This window comes from Rothia sp. HMSC066G02 (assembly GCF_001813145.1).
Taxonomy (GTDB): Bacteria; Actinomycetota; Actinomycetes; order Actinomycetales; family Micrococcaceae; genus Rothia.
In genome coordinates, this window is record NZ_KV811593.1 from 123003 (window position 1) to 141006 (window position 18004).

Sequence of the window (18004 nt, forward strand, 5' to 3'; positions counted from 1 at the left end):
GAGCGGCGCCGTGAGAGGCTCACGGCGGCACCATAGAATCTAAAACCAATTTCACCGAATAAACAAATAAACCCTCAGTCAGAAGACTGAGGGTTTATTTCCTAGTGGTGACCCCAACCGGATTTGAACCGGTGTTGCCGCCGTGAGAGGGCGGAGTACTAGGCCGCTATACGATGGGGCCGTGAGATTTACATCTCTTTTACCAGGTCTCCCTGGCAACACATATAACTATACAGAGCTTCCCAGGAACAACCAAATCGAAAAGCAGTGAATTGAGTCACATATTTTACACCGAGTGCAAGACCCTCAGCACCGGCTCTTTTCCAGCAGCACCAGGCGCCCCCCCCCGCAGATAGACACAAAAATGCGCCCCGCACAGCGTACGGGGCGCATCCGCTCAAATTAGAGCAAGAAACTATGCCTTACGGCGGCGAAGCACCATCACAGCGGCACCGGCAATCAGCGCGAACGCACCGACAGCAGCCAGGCTCAGAACGTTCTGAGCACCGGTCTTAGCCAGCGAGCCCTTGCTCTGAGGCGCAGACTTGGTAGCCGAAGCGCTCACCTGAGCATCGGAGTTAGAGCCCTTAGGCTGGGAGTCAGACTTCACCGAAGAAGAGTTCTTCAGCGGCGCGGTCTTCGCGGTGGTTCCCAGCTGGTCGTTAGCTTCCTCAGCCTTCGGTTGCTCACCCTTGGGCTGATCAGCCGCCGGTTTCTCTGCAACTGCAGCAGATGCGGAGGGTGATGCCGAGGCGTTAGCGGGGAATGCCGGCTCGTCAGCCTCATCGCGGTTATCTGCGTTGCCGGCATCCTTCGCGTCGTTGACGATCAGCGAAACAGCCGAATCGTAATTGCGGTTGGTTGCCACGTCAGAACCAGCGGTGACGGTACCGAGCATGTAGCCCTGGCTGTACTGCATGGTGTTCGCGGGAACACGCAGGGTCGCGTCGAAGGAGTACTTGCCGGTGCGTGCGTTGTAGACGAACGCGCTCGCCGGAACGACGGTCGAGACCTTCTGAATGCTTGCCAGTTCGCTATCGGTCAGCTTGTCGAAACCCATCGACCATTCGCCTTCCTTGACCAGGAACAGGCGAATACCTTCAGCCGGGGGCTTCTCAAAGTCATAGCCGGACACATGGAAGGTATAGGGGCGAGTAATGTCGACAGTGCCCTCAGCGAAGTTCAGGGTGGGGTCAATCAGCACTGCGGTAGCCTGCTTCGGGTAGCCCTGGAAAGGAACCTTAGCGGGGTTAATGGTCGCGGTGGAGGTGAACTCGCCCTCGGAAACCTCAGCGTAGAACTTCACGATGGAGTTCGGAACCAGCTTCTGCTGCGAGGAGGGAACAGCCTTGCCGTTACGGTCAACGGTCGCCTTGGAGGTATAGGTGTCGGTCATGGAGCCGTCACCGGTCTTCGAGTTCAGCACGTAGGGTACCGCCGCGGTGGTGTTAGCAATGTCCTGCTTGTCCACTGCGATGACGGAGCCATCCTCGGTGACGGTCAGGTCGTTAGCCTTACCGCCGTTCATCTCAACCTCACCAATCACGCGGTCAGCCTTGGCGTCGAAGATGGCGATCTTGCCGGTACCGAAATCGGTTACGTACACCAGGTCGCGGTCCTCGTCGTTCTCCATGGACAGCGCCTGGGTGCCGAACTTAACGAACTTCTTGAACGCACCGGTGGTCAAATCATAGACGGAGATACCGGAGTTCACGCCGTCCACGCCCTGCGAGGAGACGTAAATTTCGTTCTCGGAGTGGTCAATAGTGACGTCAGAGGGACGAACCTCAACGGAGGAATTCTCGCCGCGGGTCTGAATAACCTGCTCAGTCTTGAACGTATGAGTGTTGATTACGAAGACCTTGCCGCCGGTGCGCTCGGGCACGTACAGCTTGTCTCCATCAATGGTCATGTTCATGCCGATGTAGCGGGTACCGCCGTTGGGGGCGCCCTCCAGCTGCAGCTTGGTGACCTCGAAGGTCTTCATGTCGATTGCGGACACATAGTAGCGGCCGGTCACGAACATCTTGCCGGAGTTGTGGTCCACCAGCACAGAGCGGGGGTGCTCAATCCAGTTCGGGTCGCTCTCAGCGATACCGTGGTTAGTCCAAATCTGTTCCATGGTGTTCTGGTCGAACACGGACAGGGAGTTATCGGTGGTGTTAGTAACCCACACGGTGCCGGACACGTCATCAACAGTGATGCCGTACGCGGAAATGTAGCCAAATTCGCCGTTCTTATCCAGCTCGAAGGGAAGCGCCGCCACTTCTTCAATCTGAAGAGTGTCTGCGTTGACACGAGCAATGGTGGAGGCGAGGTCGCCGCGGGCACCCACACCGACCATCCAGATCTTGTTGGTCGCCTTAGAGTATGCAACCTGGTACTGGCCGGGCAGACCCTGGGTAATCTGCGCGACGGACGCGGAGGTGTCAACAACGCGGCTCAGCGATGCGGTGGAAGGAGCCGATGCGCTGGGGGTCGCGGTCTGGTTTGCGGTGTTCGGTGCTGCGAAGGAGGCAGGAATCATGGCTGCGCCGGAGATTGCGAGCGCGAGGGAGCCGACGGCGAGCCCCTTCAGTGCTTTGCCCGAGGAGGGAGTGAGGTTCAATATGTGTCCTTTAAATGTGTAACGGAAGTGCTCACATGCCGCATGCGAATGCTAACGAGACACCCGTGAATATGCGGTGACATATTCGACGGCACGAAAAGCAGAAATGCAGGTAACGCATAAATTTACCTACCTTCTAATCCTCAATGTTTTCCCAGGAAAATACAAGCAGCGACGTGGGCGTGTTTTGTGTTTTTGTGAGTGATCCCCTAATTCGCCTTCAGTATCACGTGAAGGTTGAGGCGCTTCCCCGGTTTTTCCTTGCTCTTGCGGGCAAAAACCCAGGTCACGAGGGGTATTGTGATGCTTTTATATTTACACATTAATGTAAATGTTTAGGTGAGGCGCGCCAGCGACATTCACCACGGGTTAAACATTTTCTCGACATTCAAAACCTATATTTTTACAGGCAAGTGCACATATATAAATATGTACTAAAACCACCTACCCAGCATTAGCCCAAGCGGGCACACAAAAGGCGGGTACCCCTCCCCCAGATTCGAAGAATCCGAAAGAGAAAATACCCGCCTTCTCACGCGTTACATCGAGCATTTACGCCCGAAAACTAAACGCTACGCTTATGCCTTGCGGCGGCGCATCACCAGGGCAACACCCGCAATCAGAGCCACAGAAGCGAAAGCAACCAGCGGCATCACAGCGTCAGCACCGGTGTTCGCCAAAGCGCCACGCGAAGAGCCAGCCTGCGAGGAACCAGCGTCGCTCTTAACTACCGAGGAGCCACCGCCCAAATTATCGGAGCCACCAGCAGAGGAACCGCCGTTCTTCACAGCCGAACCGGACTTATCAGCCTTCACAGCATCCGGAGCGGGCTTGGAGTCAGACTGAGATGCCTGATCCTTGGAGGTCTGATCCTTAGCCTCTGCGGTGTTCTCAGACTTAGCGTCAGACTTCTTGTCCTCAGGCTTCTTGTCCTCAGGCTTCTTGTCCTCAGCCTTCGGGTCAGCCGGCTTCGACTCCTCAGCCTTCACACCGGTCACCGTCGGGTAACCCGCAAAGTCCAGCGAAGTCGGGGTGATACCCACCGGAGCTGCGCTCGCGTCGGTGTCCTTCAGACCAACCTTGAACTTCAGAATCGAGTTAGCCTTCAGCTGCTGAACCGATGCGGGAACGTCGTTACCCTGGCGGTCCTTATAAGGCAGGGAGGTGTACTCGCTGGCGGTGGTGATTTCGCCGGTGGTGCCGTTGAGCACGTAGGGCAGGGTCACCTTCTCGTCGCGGTCCTTCTTGTCGAGGACCAGTACGGAGCCGTCCTTGAGCAAGGTCACGTCGTTCGCGGCTGCGCCGTTCATCTCAACCTCGCCGATGACCTCGTCAGCGCGGCCGTCGAAGACAGCCACCTTACCGGTACCGAAGTCGGTTACGTACACCAGGTCGCGGTCCTCATCGTGCTCCAGGGCGAGCGCCTGGGTGCCGAACTTGACGAACTTCTTGAACTCGCCGGTGGTCAGGTCGTACACGGAGATACCGGAGTTGACGCCCTTCACACCCTGGGAAGATACGTAAATCTCATTCAGCGAGTGGTCCACAGCAACGTCGGAGGGGCGAACCTCAACGGTGGAATCCTCACCCTGAGTCTGGATGGTCTTCTCAACCTTGAAGGTCTTGGTGTCCACGACGAAGAGCTTGCCGCCGGTGCGCTCGGGCACGTACAGCTTGCCGCCATCGAGGAACAGGTTCATGCTGATGTAGCGGGTGCCACCGTCGGGTGCGCCCTCAAGCTGAATCTTCTCAACCTGCTTAGTCTTCAGGTCAATAGCAGAGACAAAGTAACGGCCGGTCACGAACGCCTTACCGGACTCGTGGTCAACCAAAACGGAGCGGGGGTGCTCAATCCAGTTCGGGTCGTCCTTCTTCACGCCCTCGTTGCTCCAGATGAGCTTGAGAGTCTGCTGGTCGTACACTGCCACGGAGTTGTCGGTGGTGTTGGTAACCCAGACGGTGCCGTCCACGTCATCAACGGTCACACCGTACGCGGAGGTGTAACCGTACTGGCCCTTGTCGTTCTTCTTCACGGGCAGCTCGGCGAAAGCCTCGGTCTGCAGGGTGTCTGCATCCACGCGTGCCAGGGAGGAAGCGAGGCCGCCGCGTGCACCCACGGTGGGCACGAACAGCTTGTGGTTCTTCTTGGAGTAGCCAACCTGGAACTGGCCGGGCAGACCCTGAATGATGTTCGCAACGCTACCGTTTGCGTCCACGGTGCGGTGTGCCTCGGTGGAGGGGGTGGTGGCGTTGTTGTCGGCCGCCTTGGTCTTGGTGGCGGTTGCCGGGTAGCCCTGGAACTCGCGGGTTTCGGGGGTGACCTGCTTGACCTCGGAGTTGTCGCCTGCGGTTGCGGTGACCTTGAACTTCAGGATGGAGTTCGCCTGAATCTCGGAGGTCTTGGCGGGAACCTCGTTGCCCTGCTTGTCCTTAGAAGGCTTGCTGGTGACCTTATCTGAGGTGCTGACGGTGCCGGTGGTGCCGTCGAGGACGTAGGGCACAGTTGCGGTTGCGCCAGCCTGCTTGTCCACAGCGACAACGGAGCCGTTGGGCAGTACGACCAGGTCGTTTGCCTTGCCGCCGTTCATGGCGACCTCAGCGATCAGCTTGTCTGCTGCGCCGCCGTCAATCACGCCCACCTTGCCGGTGCCGAAGTCGGTCACGTACACCAGGTCGTTGGCCTCATCGTTATCGAGCGAGAGCGCCTGGGTGCCGACCGGGATGAACTTCTTGAACTCGTGGGTGGTCGCGTCGTAGATGGACACGCCGGAGTTCGCTCCCTTCACGCCCTGGGAGGAGACGTAAATTTCGTTCTGGGAGTGGTCAATCGCGATGTCGGAGGGGCGAACCTCACCCTCAGCGTTGCCCTTGGTGTCGAAGCTGGTCTCCACCTTGAAGGTCTTGGTGTCGATGACGAAAATCTTGCCGCCGGTACGTTCGGGCACGTACAGCTTGCCGCCGTCGACCAGGATGTTCATGCTGATGTAACGAGTGCCGCCGTCGGGTGCGCCCTCGAGCTGAATCTTCTCAACCTGCTTGGTCTTCAGGTCGATTGCGGATACGAAGAAGCGACCGGTCACGAAAGCCTTACCCGACTCGTGATCGACACGCACCTCGCGGGGGTGCTCAATCCAGTTCGGGTCGTCCTTGCTCAGACCCGCATTGGTCCACAGCTGCTTCATGGTCGCCTGATCGTACACGGCAACGGAGTTATCGCGGGTGCTGGTCACCCACACGGTACCTTCCTCGTCATCGACGGTGATACCGTACGCACCCTCGTAGGAGTAGCCCTTGTCGTTCTTGACGATGGGCAACTCGGCGACAGCCTCAATCTTCAGGGAGTTCGCGTCAATACGAGCAATAGTGGAAACGTGCTCGTCGCGGTCAGCGGTGCCCGCAACCCAAATCTTGTTGGTCTTCTTGGAGTATGCGACCTGGAACTGACCGGGCAGGCCCTGGGTGATCTTTGCCATCGCCTTGTCGGTGATGGTGCGAGCGTCAGTGCTCTGGCTTGCCGCCGGGGTGGAGTCTGCCGCGAACGATGCGGGGATGGTGGCAACGCCGGAAATTGCCAGTGCCAGCGATCCAACGGCGAGGCCCTTGAATGCCTTGCTTGAAGCGAGGTTCATATGTATGTCCTTTTTCGTGGGTGGTGTGTGAAGGTGCGTCTCTCCCCCACCGATGGGTGGTGAGGCGCCGCGTTTTTCCTGCTCTTTGGTGTGGGTTTCATGGGCCCACGAGGAAGGAAACTAGTCTTCACACAGTATTAAGTAAGGCAACCTTTAACTTACCTTCTAGGTAATACTTACTTAGCGCACAGGATTTTGCAAGATTTTAGGCATATATAACGCAAAATTTCATATGCCAGGCACAGCCTGTCACTAAAACTCCCCGAGGTGCGGCAATACGGGGCATAACAAAACCCCCGCCTCCAGCAAAAACCAGAAGACGGGGGTTCCACACACCCCAACACACGGTGCCGGGGTGACTAAAAATTAGGAGACATACGAGAAGTCAGTGAACAGCAGGTTCTGCAGCTTGTAGCGGCGAATGAAACGAGCCAGCTCCGCGCGAGTAGTCGGCGCGGTCGGGTTGAACACACCCGAAGAATCCAGCACGATATCGTTCGCGCCAGCCCACGCAACGTAACGGTGCAGAGTACCGGCACCGAGCACGTCGCGGAAACGAGAACCAGCAGCCTCGTTCATTTCGGTCAGCTGAACCTCCGCGTTGTACTGGAACAGTACAGCCGCCAGCTGCTCGTGAGAAACCGGTGCGGTCGGGTCAATCTTGTCGCCACCAGTGAGCGGCTCGGTGATCTTGCGATCACGAGCCCAGTGCAGCGCGTTCGCGGTCGGGCGGTCTGCCGCATCCGCAAAGGGGGCAACCTCAGAGTTTTCGCTCACGCCAGCGTGACCAGCAGCGTGGTTCAGCAGAGCAATAAGCTCCTCACGGGTCACAGGGCGGTCCGGCTCAAACGCGCCAGTCTGCGGGTTCGGCATCAGCCACTTCTTCTGGTTCGCCATGCGGATATCCTCAGCGAACGGGTGGTTACCCGGAACATCCTCGAAAGAAGTCTTCAGGATCTTAGTCTCAGCCACGGGGATGCGCGCAGCAATCTGGTGGGCAATCTCCTGGCCCCACGGGTCGGAGCAAATATCCAGCTGCAGGGCGTGCTCGACACCCTCACCCTGCATCAGCTCGATGGGGAACTGGTCGCTACCGCTGAAGCTGTCAGCGTCACCGTCAAATTCGGGGGTGAGCGGCCAGGAGCGCAGAGTTTCGAAAGAGTCGTTACGAACGTAGCCGTGGCGTACGGTCAGGGTGGTGCCTTCGGTGAGGAATTCGCGTAGACCGTGTGCAGTGTAGTTGACGGTCATACCGGTTTCAGTGATGGTGGCACGCTGAATAACGAGGCGCGGGCCTTTAGTTTCCTCGGTTGCCGGGGCAAGGTTTGCGGGAGCTTCGTCAGCCTGAGCGGCCTGTGCCTGCAGGGTCAGTGCGCCTGCAGCGGCGGCAGCGGAAGCACCCTTTACGAAGAATCGTCGTGAGAGTCGATGGTTAAGCAAGGGCATGATTGTCCTATTCAGTTCTTGTTTGAGTTGAGTGAGTTACGGGTGACAGGACGCACGGACAGCGGCGTAAACGGTGAGTGAGGCCGATACGTTGGGTCCCCTCCCCTATGTGCGTGAGTGAGACGCAGTGTACGGGGTGCGGATGTCTGTCGGGCGGATGCGCGGTGAGTGAGACCGGCACGAGTTCCCTGACCCAGTCATCTAGCGTACCTTAAGGTCTCCTTAAAGCGAAGACGAAACGGCGGTGATTTTACGCCCATTTTCGATGTTCAACGAAGTAGGGGCGATATCTGGCAAGGTTTGCCGGAAGTTGGTATGCCGGAAGTTGGTACGGGTTTTCGATGGGGCGGCCTCAGCCGCTCTACGCCGGGGCGTTCCGGGATATGGAATATGTGGGGTTCTGAGGTTTTATGTGCGACACGCCGTTTCGAACCCTTTTCAAAGAGTTATAGTTATTGGTACCCTATCACTGTTTCTATATCCTCAACAAAGGAGTTACCCATGGAGGCCAAGGAATTCTCTGAGAAGGCTCTCCTCTTTTTCGCCAAGTCCAAGTACGCCGACCTTTTCGGCGTAGCACTGGTTATCGCCATCGCAGTCGCATCAGGATACCTGGGCACCCGCCTCGACAAATACGTCGACTGGGGCCCGATTACGCCCTTCATCCCCCTCGGTGTGATTTCCGTGATTAACGTGGGCATTTCAATGATGTCTACCCGCCTGACCGGCCGCCTCTCAAACATCGGCAACGTGCTCGGCATTATTAACACGGCGCTGTCTGGCGCGATTGACTACATTCTGGGCAACAAGGCGGCAATCATCACCTACCCGGTGACCTTTATCGTGTACACCTTCGCAATTCGTAGGTGGCAGAACTCCGAACGCGGCAAGGCAATGGAACCGCCGACCGGCGCGAAGGGTCAGCTGATTATTAGCGGTATTGTGGTGGGCTCGTTCGCGTTCTCCCTGGTCGCGAACTACATTGGCTACGGCGGCAAGACCTCGTTCCTGTTCTGGATCACGACCGTAGTGTTTGGCCTCTCCCTGTCAGCAAACATTCTGAACGCGCTCAAGCTCACGATGCAGTGGCAATTCTGGTTCCTGTACAACACAGTGCAGTGCGTGAAGGCGCTAACCCAGGGCAACTTCGCGAACGTCGGCAAGTACATTTTCTACATCATCAACAGCGTGGCGGCGCTCCTGCTGTGGACCCGAAATGGCACCGCAGCCAAGGGTACCGTGGCGGTGGCGTAAGGGGCGGTTCCCTGGCGCACCAGCTACCGCATATCCACCCAGCGATATGTAGACGCTCAACATTACAGATGGAGGGGCCCTCCGGTGATTCAACCGGAGGGCCCCTCCCCTGCATTTTGCGGGCATATTTGCCGGCGTTATTTACCAGTATGGGTAAGCGGCTAGGTTAGCCCAGCGGAATCGCGCTACCCTTCAGAACCTGACGCTCAGGTGCCGAATCACTACCCACCTTCGCGATGGGAAAAGCAACAAAGGCCTGAACGCCCTTCTCACGAAGAATCGCCTTCTCATCCGCCAGCTCGGACACGAAAATGTCAGTGCTCAAAGAACCGCGTTCCATCGCCTTGCCGAGTTCGTCAACCACCCTACGGTAGGGGTGGCTGCGCAGCACGGTTCGCAACCGGGCTGGCGTAACCCTTCCGGAGGATACCGGAAGCACCATGAGCCGCGGGTGCAAAGCATTGTACGGGTAGGCACCGGGGGTCACGCCAATCCGGTGGATCTGGTGAATCACCGGGAAATTCGCAACACCCACCAGCGCACAGAAGGCGAGCGCAGTGTCCGTCGGCTGCGGGACGGTGAAACCGGTTCCGGTTCGGGATTCCGGCTTATTATCCAGCGAGTCGTACAGGGTCTGCCCGGTAATGCCGCGGAGCATCGCGGAAGGTTCCCAGGTTGCCAGATCCGCGCACATCAGGCGCAGGCGGTCCTTAACGAACTCTTGGCCCTTGTTGCGGGTCTTCATCTCCCAGCGAGACGCGCCGTGATCCGGGCGAGGTGCCTTGGCTTCAAAACGCCAGTAGGAAGGTTCGCCCAGGCCGGAGATCCAGAGCAGAGACAGCAGGTCGTCACGTTCCATCAGCGCATCCAGATGAGCCTGTCGGGTCTTCTGGTGAGAAGCCCAGTCGTCCGGGTACTTCTCCGCGTCGATTCCTCGAATACGCGGGGAGAACGGGGAGAAAACAGCTGCTTCCTTACCCGCACCGTAGGACTGGTCGACGTTCACCCAGCTACCGTCAGCAGCCAGGGAAGAAACGTAGGAGTGCACGCACTCGGCAATTTCTTCTTCTGACACGCCTTCAGCATGCATCTGGGCGCGCGGTTGACCCTCCTGAGACCAACCGACAGTGACGGTTCCAGGGTGCTTCTGCTCAACCATCAGGGACAGCCCGTAGAGGGCAAAATGGGTCAATGCCGAGGTGTAGTCACCGGCAATAGTCAACGTTGCCATTAGTGTCCCTCCCGTGAAATCTGGGCGTCTGCTGCGCGTTCAACGGCCTCAAGGTAGGCGGTAGCGTACGGGCCGTAGGTGCGGCTCGTCTGCTCCATGAGGTTATCCCAGTAGCCGACGTTGAAGAGTCGGGTCGCCTGTTCCTTGAGCGCTTCGTAGTCCGTTCCCTCGGGCAGGTAGCCTTCCTTGAGCAGGAAGCCTGCGTCGTGGGCGAAGGAAAACCGGCCGTGACCGTGGCTGCAACCAATGATGCGCAATACCAGGTCACGGTGCTCCCCCACCTTTTCGGGCGAGGCCGCAACCATGAGTGCAGACAGCTGCTCGTGACGCCAGCCCCTCGGCAGGGCGCTGCGGCTGCGGGCGCGGTACGCCTCTGCCACGGAACGGTGGCCGCTCTTTGCGAGCGCGTCCGCATCCGGGTCTGCACCCAGCATCTGCTGGAAGCGCAGGTCACGCTTGCCCTCGTCGTGGTACTTTGCCGCCAGTTCCAGTGCTTCGGAGAATTCCGGTGCCAGGCCGAGGTTCTCGGCAAGCTGGCGGGTACGCTCAGCAACATCGTTCTGGTGGTCGTCCAGAAGAACAGGATCGGTCGGGGCCAATTCCTGAGCGATATCGGAACCTTCAATAGACTTTTTGTCGTCGGTCACGTCGGCGTACCAGGCGATAACTTCCTGACCGCCCTCAGCCTCGGTAGAAAGCTCAGAAGCAATCACCTTCTGGCCGTCCGAAGCTTGGCTATCGAGCAATTCTGCTACTTCATCGGGTGAGAGGCCCAGGTATTTCCTGAAGCGTTCCTCACGGTCCGCGCACTTCTCATACACGTAGAGCTCGGCCACGCAGAGCTCGTCATCATCGAGGAAGGGCACAGCCTTCAGCTCGTCCTTCTTAGAAGGCAGCTCACGCTGAGTCACGGCAATGCCCTGGTTCGTGAACGGAATGCTACCCATATCAAGAATCAGAACGTCACCGGGAGCCAACGTCTGGCTGCTCTCTTCACCCTGGTCAGCATCCTGCCACAGAGAAATTTCACCCTGACGGTAAAGGAATTTACGCGGCTTCACGCCGTGCTCATCCTGGTAGTCCAGAATCTCCTTGAGAATCTTCAGATTCGCGGGGAAGGTTTCCTCGTCGCGCGGTGCGAAGTAGCTGGTCTTGAGAATCTCCATGGCGGCAGAAGTGTTGCTCGGCAGGTTATCGCGCACGATAACACCGCCCATTGCGGTTTCTGCCTCCAGGGAGTCATGCAGCCACAGGTCAAGGTCCGGCTCATCGTACGGATTCTCGTCGGTACGCGAGAATTCCAGCAGATCAGGCCATTCCGGGCGCTGGTAGAGCAGACGCTCCGGGGAGGACTGCACCGGCGGGTTCTTCACCATTGCGGCGGGGTTCACCGACGGGTTCTCAGCACCGTTGAGCGCTTCGAGCCATGCATACGCATTGCTCAGGTCGACTGCTCTGTAGGGCGGCGCGTCCTTCTTTACCGAGTCACCGCTCGCAGGCTCAATAACGACGACCTTAGAATCATCGCGGTGGCCCAGACGGTTAACACGTCCGAAGCGCTGCGCCAAGGAAGAAGCCGGAGCCAGCTCAGTCACCAGGTCAGCAAAGTCAACGTCAATACCGACTTCGAGAGTCTGGGTGGCAACAACAACCTTCACGGACTTATCGCCTTCGGTAGTGAAGAGGTCGGGGTGCAACTTTTTCAGGTCGTACGGGCGCATGCGTCCTACGAGAAGCTGGACCTCATCCTCTGCCAGATCCTTAGCGAGTTCCTCCTTGATGGAGATAGCCGTCCGCACATGGTTGACAATACAACCGACAGTGTGGGCTACTTCCGAACCTTTACCCACCTCACGGTGGGCAAGGAAATCTTTAATAGCGTCCACAGCGGCCTTCACGGTCGCAGCATTACCGGGCTTACCATCCCACTTATCGATGGGGCGGAGCACCAGTTCCTTATGCGAGTAGACACGGCGGTGCAGCTCTTTATCATTCGGGCTATCGAGAGCTTCAATGTCAACACCCAGGGTGGTCGATTCGCTATCCCCAGTGGAGGGGGTAGCGGTCGTCTCAACCACCTGCAGGGTGGGAACACCCAGGTTGACCTCGCGCTTCTGCAACTCGGCAATACGCTGAGTCGTGTGCAGCAGCTGACGGTTCATGTGTGCCTCGTCGAGCACCATGACGGTGTCCATAGCCAGCAGAGCGGTCTCACGCGGGCGGGCAGCCTTGGTGCTGCCGTAGCCGCGGAAGAGCGCTCGCGAGCCGTACATGTCGGGGGTTGCGGCGATGATTGCGCAGGCCGAAATGTCGGTGACCGGCAAGTTGCGGTTCGAGAGTTCGCCACGGATGTGACCAGTCTCGAAGGGTTTGCTCCCCTTCTCGTCGTTGCGGGTCTGGAAGCTTTGGAGAGCTTTAGCAACCCTACGCAGAATATCGGGCTCACCGGATCCATCAGCGAGCGCGTCCTCCATACATTTGAGAATCTCGCGGGCGCGGTCTGCCTGGCTGTCGACCAGCGCGCGGCGCCCCACGGTCACGCAGAGGCGACGGGGAACGCGCGGCGCGGCGCCAACCGCTGCGAGTGCATTCGCGAAGAGGTGGATATCCACCACGGAGGACTTACCGGAGCCGGTCGGCGCGTTAATACGTTCCGGCCATACTCCGTGCTCGCAAATGTGGTCGAGTACCTCTTCCTGCCAGCTGAAGGGGTAGCGCTTTTGCTTTTCCTTGGGTGCTTCGTTAGGTGCGCTGTTAAGTGCGGCATCAAGTGCGGCAAAGAACTCACCGAACTCTTCACGGGTAATGGAGGGCGGCGTGGTAGCGGGGCTAGTCATGCTTTTCCTCCTTCTTGCGGCGGTCGTATTCTTCGGTGGGCACGTCGAACGGAACCAGCAGGCCGCCGCCCATGTGGCGGGACTGGCCGATGGCTACGATGGTCGTGTCCGTTGCAAGGTTGCCGAGGTCTACGACGCCGCGCCACGGCTCTGCGGGCAGAGTGCGGGGCAGCTTGTAGGCGTAGGCGGCGGGGTTCTGGGTTACTCGGTGAGCTTCCAGAACCTTAGCTTCAGCCGTTTCCTCGACCTGATCCCTCAAGCTACGAATTCGTTCACGTGCGGTTTCAGCCTCGGGCGCTTCGAAGCTGTCACGCCACACGTAAGCCATGGAAAGCAGAGCGGCGTCAGCGAAGGTCCATGCCTTCGTTTCGGTCTTCTTCGGGCGGTTGAAAACGCGCGATTCGGGAACGGCCGCGCTGAGGGTACGCCACAGACGCTTGTACCCGGTCTCGGGAGCATCCCAGAAACCCTGCGCGGGCAGGCGCTTCTGGCGAAGCTTCACGGTGAGTCGCGGGAAGTCCTGAGCGTAGAGGGTTTCTACGCTCCTGAGCGCGATACCGAGCTCTACTGCTTCATCGGTCGGGGCGTTGGCCGGGACCAAGACGAGCAGAACTCCCCTAGACTTCACCTCACGGCGCAGATAGTCAGGCAGATACCGGGTAGGCAGGTACTGCAGCGCCAAGCTGTTGGCCGGCTTGTGGCCCTTGGGGTACCTGCCGGTGATGAGGCTGGGCGCGCCGAATCCTGCGGCAGCTACGAGAGCTTTGTGTAGCAGGGAGCATGCCTTGACGTACTGTTCGGGCTTTAGCTCATCACCGTCTGCTTCGAGGAGCCACAGGTATTCCCAGGGGCTGTTGGAGGTTTCAGCCTCCACAGGCTGGTACTTGATGGATCCCAGGCCTGCGGTAGGTACCGGGGAGGGGCGCATCGTGTCGCTCGTAGCGGTCTTGTCGCCTGCCTTGGTGGGTACCTTGGCGGGGTACGCTTCTGCGTGGGCACGCATGAGCGCATCGATTCGACCGGGTACGGGCACGCGGACGGGCATGCCGCCTGCTTCGAAGGGGCCCGACTTAGTGTCGATGGTGTGGGTGGGCTCTACCTCTCCGGTGTAGAGGGCGGTGAAGCTGCTGGCTTCTCCGAGGGAGGGTACTTCGCCGCAGAGCTGGGTGATGGTTTCCGCGATGTCTACGGGTACCTTATCGTACTGCCAGCCGATGGTGTCGGATACAGCCCAGCCGTCAGATACGGCGCGACGTTCGGTCTGCCGCCCGTCCTTGGTGGAGCGCGCTACCTCGCGGTACATGAATCGGCTCATCTTGTTGGGTGAGCGGTACACGGGGCACATGTCGGGAAGCTGCAGCCCGGTCGGGGGGTTCTCCTCAAGCCACTTGAGGGCCTTGAGAGATTCTTCCGAGGGGGCGAGCTGCCCGTTTTCGATAATTGCGTGAGGTCCCTGCGCGGCCGCGCTGAGGAGCGCGGCCTGCAAGCGGGCAGGGTCGGGGAAGGCGTCGGGGCTTCCGTCTGCCTTGTGGCCCTGGTATACACCGAGCGGGAACCTCGCGAGAATTCCGAGGTTCGTCATATTATTCAGCGTCCTCCGCGGTGGCGTTCTTGATGATGATGGGGTTGCCGTCAACGTTGAAAGTCTGGCCGTTCCAGTCAGCCACGCCAGTTTCCTTGGCGTTCTCGATAGCCTCGAGGAGAAGCTGGTCGGTGTGTTCAACGGTCAGGGGTGCGAAGGTCTTCTTCTCACCGAAACGCTGGTCGAGGGTGACAACGGGTGCGGCAGATTCGATCAGGTCGCAGTTAGCACGGATGTAGAGTTCACGCTCAGCACGGGCGATAGCGTTGAGGCCGAGTGCGGCAAGGAGTGCACGGGCAGCAACGTTCTTGGTCTCGTCCTGACCGAAGCGCAGCTGACGCAGGCTAGCGAGGCTCAGAACCCAGGAACGGATGATACGGCGGCAAGCGACACCGCCAATTTCCTCAACCGAAGGCGGGATGCTACCCAGGCCGAGAGGGGATGCGGAGATACGGGCGTCAGCCTTGGCCTTCTTGATATCGTTACGACGTGCCCCAATATTACCCGAGCTCAGTTCTGATTCCTGGTCGTTGACCAAGGATTCCATATCCTTGGGAGCAAGCTGCACGCTGGCGGCTACAGCGTCAACACGAGCACCGCTACGACGTGCCTGCTGCTCTTCACCAGTACGCTTCTGATCAGCGAGGACGCCGATGATTTCACCGACGAGGGCGCTGCGCAGGCGGACCTGGTTGCTCTTGCGGGTGGAGTCCCATGCACCGAAGAGGAGCGCTGCAGGGGCGGTGTTGAGCAGTGCGCTCATGTCTGCGGGGGTGCAGTTGCGCAGTGCACGGTACTGGTCGTTTTCGGTGATGGGCTTACCGTCGATGGTGCCGGCGCGGAAGTGGCCGTCGAAGACGCGGTGGGAGAGCTCCATGTCGGTGTATTCTACGGGGCCGTTTTCGGTCTGGTAGGTGACGACGGCGCGGGGAATCTTGACGACTGCTTCGTCGCCGTACTGGCGGCCCTGTTCGATGGCGGCTTCTGCGCGGTTGAGTTCGGACTGCTTGCTGTCAATGAGGACGACGGTCTGAGGCTTACCCTTGGCGACCTTCTTGGTAGTCTTGGATTCTTCCTTCTTCTTGGGTTCGTCCTGGTTCTCAGTCTTCCCTGCGATGTAGCGGGTCTCGTACACAAAAACGGACTTAGCAGCCTGCCCCTTGCCATCAACGTACTTGGCGGGCGCCACGGATGCGTGGGGGCCTGCTGCGGGTTCGAGTTCGGTGCTGGAGGTGATGACGGAACCACCGCCGAGCTTGACGTTCTCGATGAGATCGGCGAGGGTGATGGTGTTCTGGGACTCGTTCTGGGACATGATTGTCTCCTTATATGTTGGGTGCACGTCTGCTTCAACGCGTTGGACGTGCACATTTACTTGTATAGCTTTAAGCTACCTTGCTTTCCCGAATGGTGCGCGCGTTTTCGTCACGCTGCTAATTCGGTATGCCATTTCCTTCTCCCCCTGTGCTGTCACGCCCAGTGTTTTGGGTAGTGACAGCACAGGGCGCAGAAGGTATGGCTCAGCCACACAAGCGGTCAGTATCGGACTGGAATTAGGATTCTTTTCCAGAGCCCCGGTATACTGAATCGGTCATGTTTTGTTGCAGCAAAACGTGACCGCCGCTTGATGCGGTTTCACGAATTTGAATAAAAGCCGCCCGTTGCGCCTCGCGTAGCGGGCGGCTTTTGTTTCTTGTGAGTAGTCGGAACATGTCCTTCACCTCCTAGGTCGGGGCTAGAGCTACTTCAGCGGGGTGCTGTAGAGACTTCTGAACCGGTTGACGTCTCAACCTTAGCATTAAGATAATCTAAAAACAACACCCTCATACTCCCAACAAAAATTTTCACGTATAAAAATATATGACTCTTTAGCGGAGTGAAGTAAAAACGCCCTACTAAAGAGTCAGATTCTCAGAGAAAGCTCCCACGATTTTGGTCGCAGGAGAAGTAAAGGCAATCCCTTGCTCCCAACAAAAATGTTCACTCCTCAATGAAGGCTCAAACCCCGTATCATGACGAGAGATTTGAGTATGAAAGAAATGCGAGCGGTTCCAAGGGCATTGCTTGCCCTTTTATTATCCTTGCCCTTCCTCTACCGCGCAAACGATTCTTTTCTTCGCTCATGATCTCACCATAGCGCCGCTACAGATTAAGCGCATCCGATTTGGTCATTTCAGACTCAGATAGCTGGCAAGAGGAATCTGCAGTGGGTACCGCGTCTAGCCCATCTTCATGTTTTAAAGAGAAGATCCCCGTTCTAAAAACCAGATTGGTCTCTAGAACGGGGCTACGTAACCTGCGCGAGACTTCCCGATTCGCGTTCAGAACCGCAACGAAGATTCCCGCTCGAAGGCGGGGAAATCTCGCTGAACGGTAGTGCTGCGTCGTGGCCGGACCCATGCCTCAATGAAAGTCCCCGCCCGAAGATGGAGAAATAGCTAGCTAAAACTAACCTGTTATGGCGTAGCAGAAACTGCTATGGCACGAGATTCACGCGGATTACGTACCCAAAGTGTACATCACGCAATATCTGCGCCTATCTCAGCATCGTCCTCCGAAAGCGGGGAAATACCGGCCGCAAAGGTGAGGCCCTCAGCCACCGGCCAACCTCAATGAAAGTCCCCCGCCCGAAGGCGGGGAAATGCGGTCAAAAAACCGACCTTCCAGGTTTTGGGAGTCAGGCCTCAATGAAAGTTCCCACCCGAAGGCGGGAAAATCCGCTTCCGACCTCCGCCCGCGGATTGCTTGCAGAGACCTCAATGAAAGTCCCCGCCCGAAGGCAGGGAAATCTTCGCCCGGTGTAAAAAACCAATACGCGCGGTTGCCTCAATGAAAGTCCCCGCCCGAAAGCGAGGAAATAGCTAGCAAAACTAGCATGTTATGGCATAACCAAAACGGCTGTGGTGCGAGAGTCTCACGGATTACGCGCCCAAAGTGTACATCACGCAAGCTCTATGCCTACCGCAGCATCGTCATTCGAAGGTGGATAAATCGTGCCGTCGATGCTGAACAATTTGCGCTCGAATCGCCTCAATGAAAGTCCCGCCCGAAGGCGGGGAAATCCGACCATGACCGCCGAGCGAGAATCCACCTCGACAGGCCTCAATGAAAGTCCCCACCCGAAGGCGGGGAAATCCGATACACCAGGGAGTCACGACGAACGTTCGCCAGCCTCAATGAAAGCCCCTCCGAAAAGGAAAGGAAATCCAGCACCGACACATCTTGTGCAGACCAACCGGCGACGCCTCACTAAAAGTCCCCGCCCGAAATCGGGGAAATGTCATGTAGCTCTTCCAGGCTGAGGATTCCCAGGGTGCCTCAATGAAAGTCCCCACCCGAAGGCGGGGAAATCAGGTCGGGTTCCGGGGTCGGCTGCGCACTCGATGCCTCAATGAAAGTCCCCGCCCGAAGGCGGGG

Annotated in this window: 8 protein-coding genes and 1 tRNA gene; 1 reads left to right on the plus strand and 8 read right to left on the minus strand. The window is 58.2% G+C overall.

Features of this window, described 5'->3' with window-relative positions:
- Window positions 1-105: 105 nt before the first annotated feature.
- From HMPREF2894_RS05000 to HMPREF2894_RS05015, 4 genes are all read right to left on the minus strand, one after another.
- A tRNA-Glu gene (locus HMPREF2894_RS05000) sits at window positions 106-181 on the minus strand.
- A 234-nt stretch (window positions 182-415) separates the two neighbouring features.
- Entirely contained in the window at window positions 416-2608 is a 2193-nt protein-coding gene (locus HMPREF2894_RS05005) for an LPXTG cell wall anchor domain-containing protein (protein WP_070678072.1), read from the minus strand.
- Between the two features lie 578 nt (window positions 2609-3186).
- Entirely contained in the window at window positions 3187-6237 is a 3051-nt protein-coding gene (locus tag HMPREF2894_RS05010; protein ID WP_070678074.1) for a DUF5074 domain-containing protein, read from the minus strand.
- Window positions 6238-6603: 366 nt separating this feature from the next.
- Window positions 6604-7683, minus strand: coding sequence for an S-layer homology domain-containing protein (locus HMPREF2894_RS05015; RefSeq protein ID WP_070678077.1), 1080 nt, complete (start codon window positions 7681-7683; stop codon window positions 6604-6606).
- Window positions 7684-8184: 501 nt separating this feature from the next.
- Here HMPREF2894_RS05015 and HMPREF2894_RS05020 point away from each other — a divergent pair.
- On the plus strand, window positions 8185-8937 hold the full coding sequence (locus tag HMPREF2894_RS05020) for a nicotinamide mononucleotide transporter (protein ID WP_049341427.1): 753 nt from the start codon (window positions 8185-8187) through the stop codon (window positions 8935-8937).
- Window positions 8938-9103: 166 nt separating this feature from the next.
- Here HMPREF2894_RS05020 and HMPREF2894_RS05025 read toward each other — a convergent pair whose 3' ends face one another.
- The 4 genes from HMPREF2894_RS05025 to cas7u are packed head-to-tail and all read right to left on the minus strand — an operon-like array spanning window position 9104 to window position 15902.
- Window positions 9104-10168, minus strand: a complete 1065-nt coding sequence (locus HMPREF2894_RS05025; protein WP_070593592.1) for an aldehyde dehydrogenase — start codon at window positions 10166-10168, stop codon at window positions 9104-9106.
- Complete coding sequence (cas3u, locus tag HMPREF2894_RS05030) at window positions 10168-13005, minus strand: type I-G CRISPR-associated helicase/endonuclease Cas3g (protein WP_070678079.1); 2838 nt, start codon at window positions 13003-13005, stop codon at window positions 10168-10170. The genes HMPREF2894_RS05025 and cas3u overlap by 1 nt, the downstream gene beginning before the upstream one ends.
- Window positions 12998-14587, minus strand: a complete 1590-nt coding sequence (csb2, locus tag HMPREF2894_RS05035; RefSeq protein ID WP_070678082.1) for a type I-G CRISPR-associated protein Csb2 — start codon at window positions 14585-14587, stop codon at window positions 12998-13000. The genes cas3u and csb2 overlap by 8 nt, the downstream gene beginning before the upstream one ends.
- A 1-nt stretch (window position 14588) precedes the next feature.
- Window positions 14589-15902 carry a type I-G CRISPR-associated RAMP protein Csb1/Cas7g gene (cas7u, locus tag HMPREF2894_RS05040; protein WP_070678084.1) on the minus strand — a complete coding sequence of 438 codons (1314 nt, stop codon included), beginning with the start codon at window positions 15900-15902 and terminating at the stop codon, window positions 14589-14591.
- Between the last annotated feature and the right edge of the window lie 2102 nt (window positions 15903-18004).

What these genes read in the sequence shown, in the direction of transcription:
- HMPREF2894_RS05015 (WP_070678077.1), bottom strand. Translation starts at nt 7,683, where the DNA reads ATGCCCTTGCTTAACCATCGACTCTCACGACGATTCTTCGTAAAGGGT.
- HMPREF2894_RS05020 (WP_049341427.1), top strand. Translation starts at nt 8,185, where the DNA reads ATGGAGGCCAAGGAATTCTCTGAGAAGGCTCTCCTCTTTTTCGCCAAG.
- csb2 (WP_070678082.1), bottom strand. Translation starts at nt 14,587, where the DNA reads ATGACGAACCTCGGAATTCTCGCGAGGTTCCCGCTCGGTGTATACCAG.
- HMPREF2894_RS05025 (WP_070593592.1), bottom strand. Translation starts at nt 10,168, where the DNA reads ATGGCAACGTTGACTATTGCCGGTGACTACACCTCGGCATTGACCCAT.
- HMPREF2894_RS05010 (WP_070678074.1), bottom strand. Translation starts at nt 6,237, where the DNA reads ATGAACCTCGCTTCAAGCAAGGCATTCAAGGGCCTCGCCGTTGGATCG.
- cas7u (WP_070678084.1), bottom strand. Translation starts at nt 15,902, where the DNA reads ATGTCCCAGAACGAGTCCCAGAACACCATCACCCTCGCCGATCTCATC.
- cas3u (WP_070678079.1), bottom strand. Translation starts at nt 13,005, where the DNA reads ATGACTAGCCCCGCTACCACGCCGCCCTCCATTACCCGTGAAGAGTTC.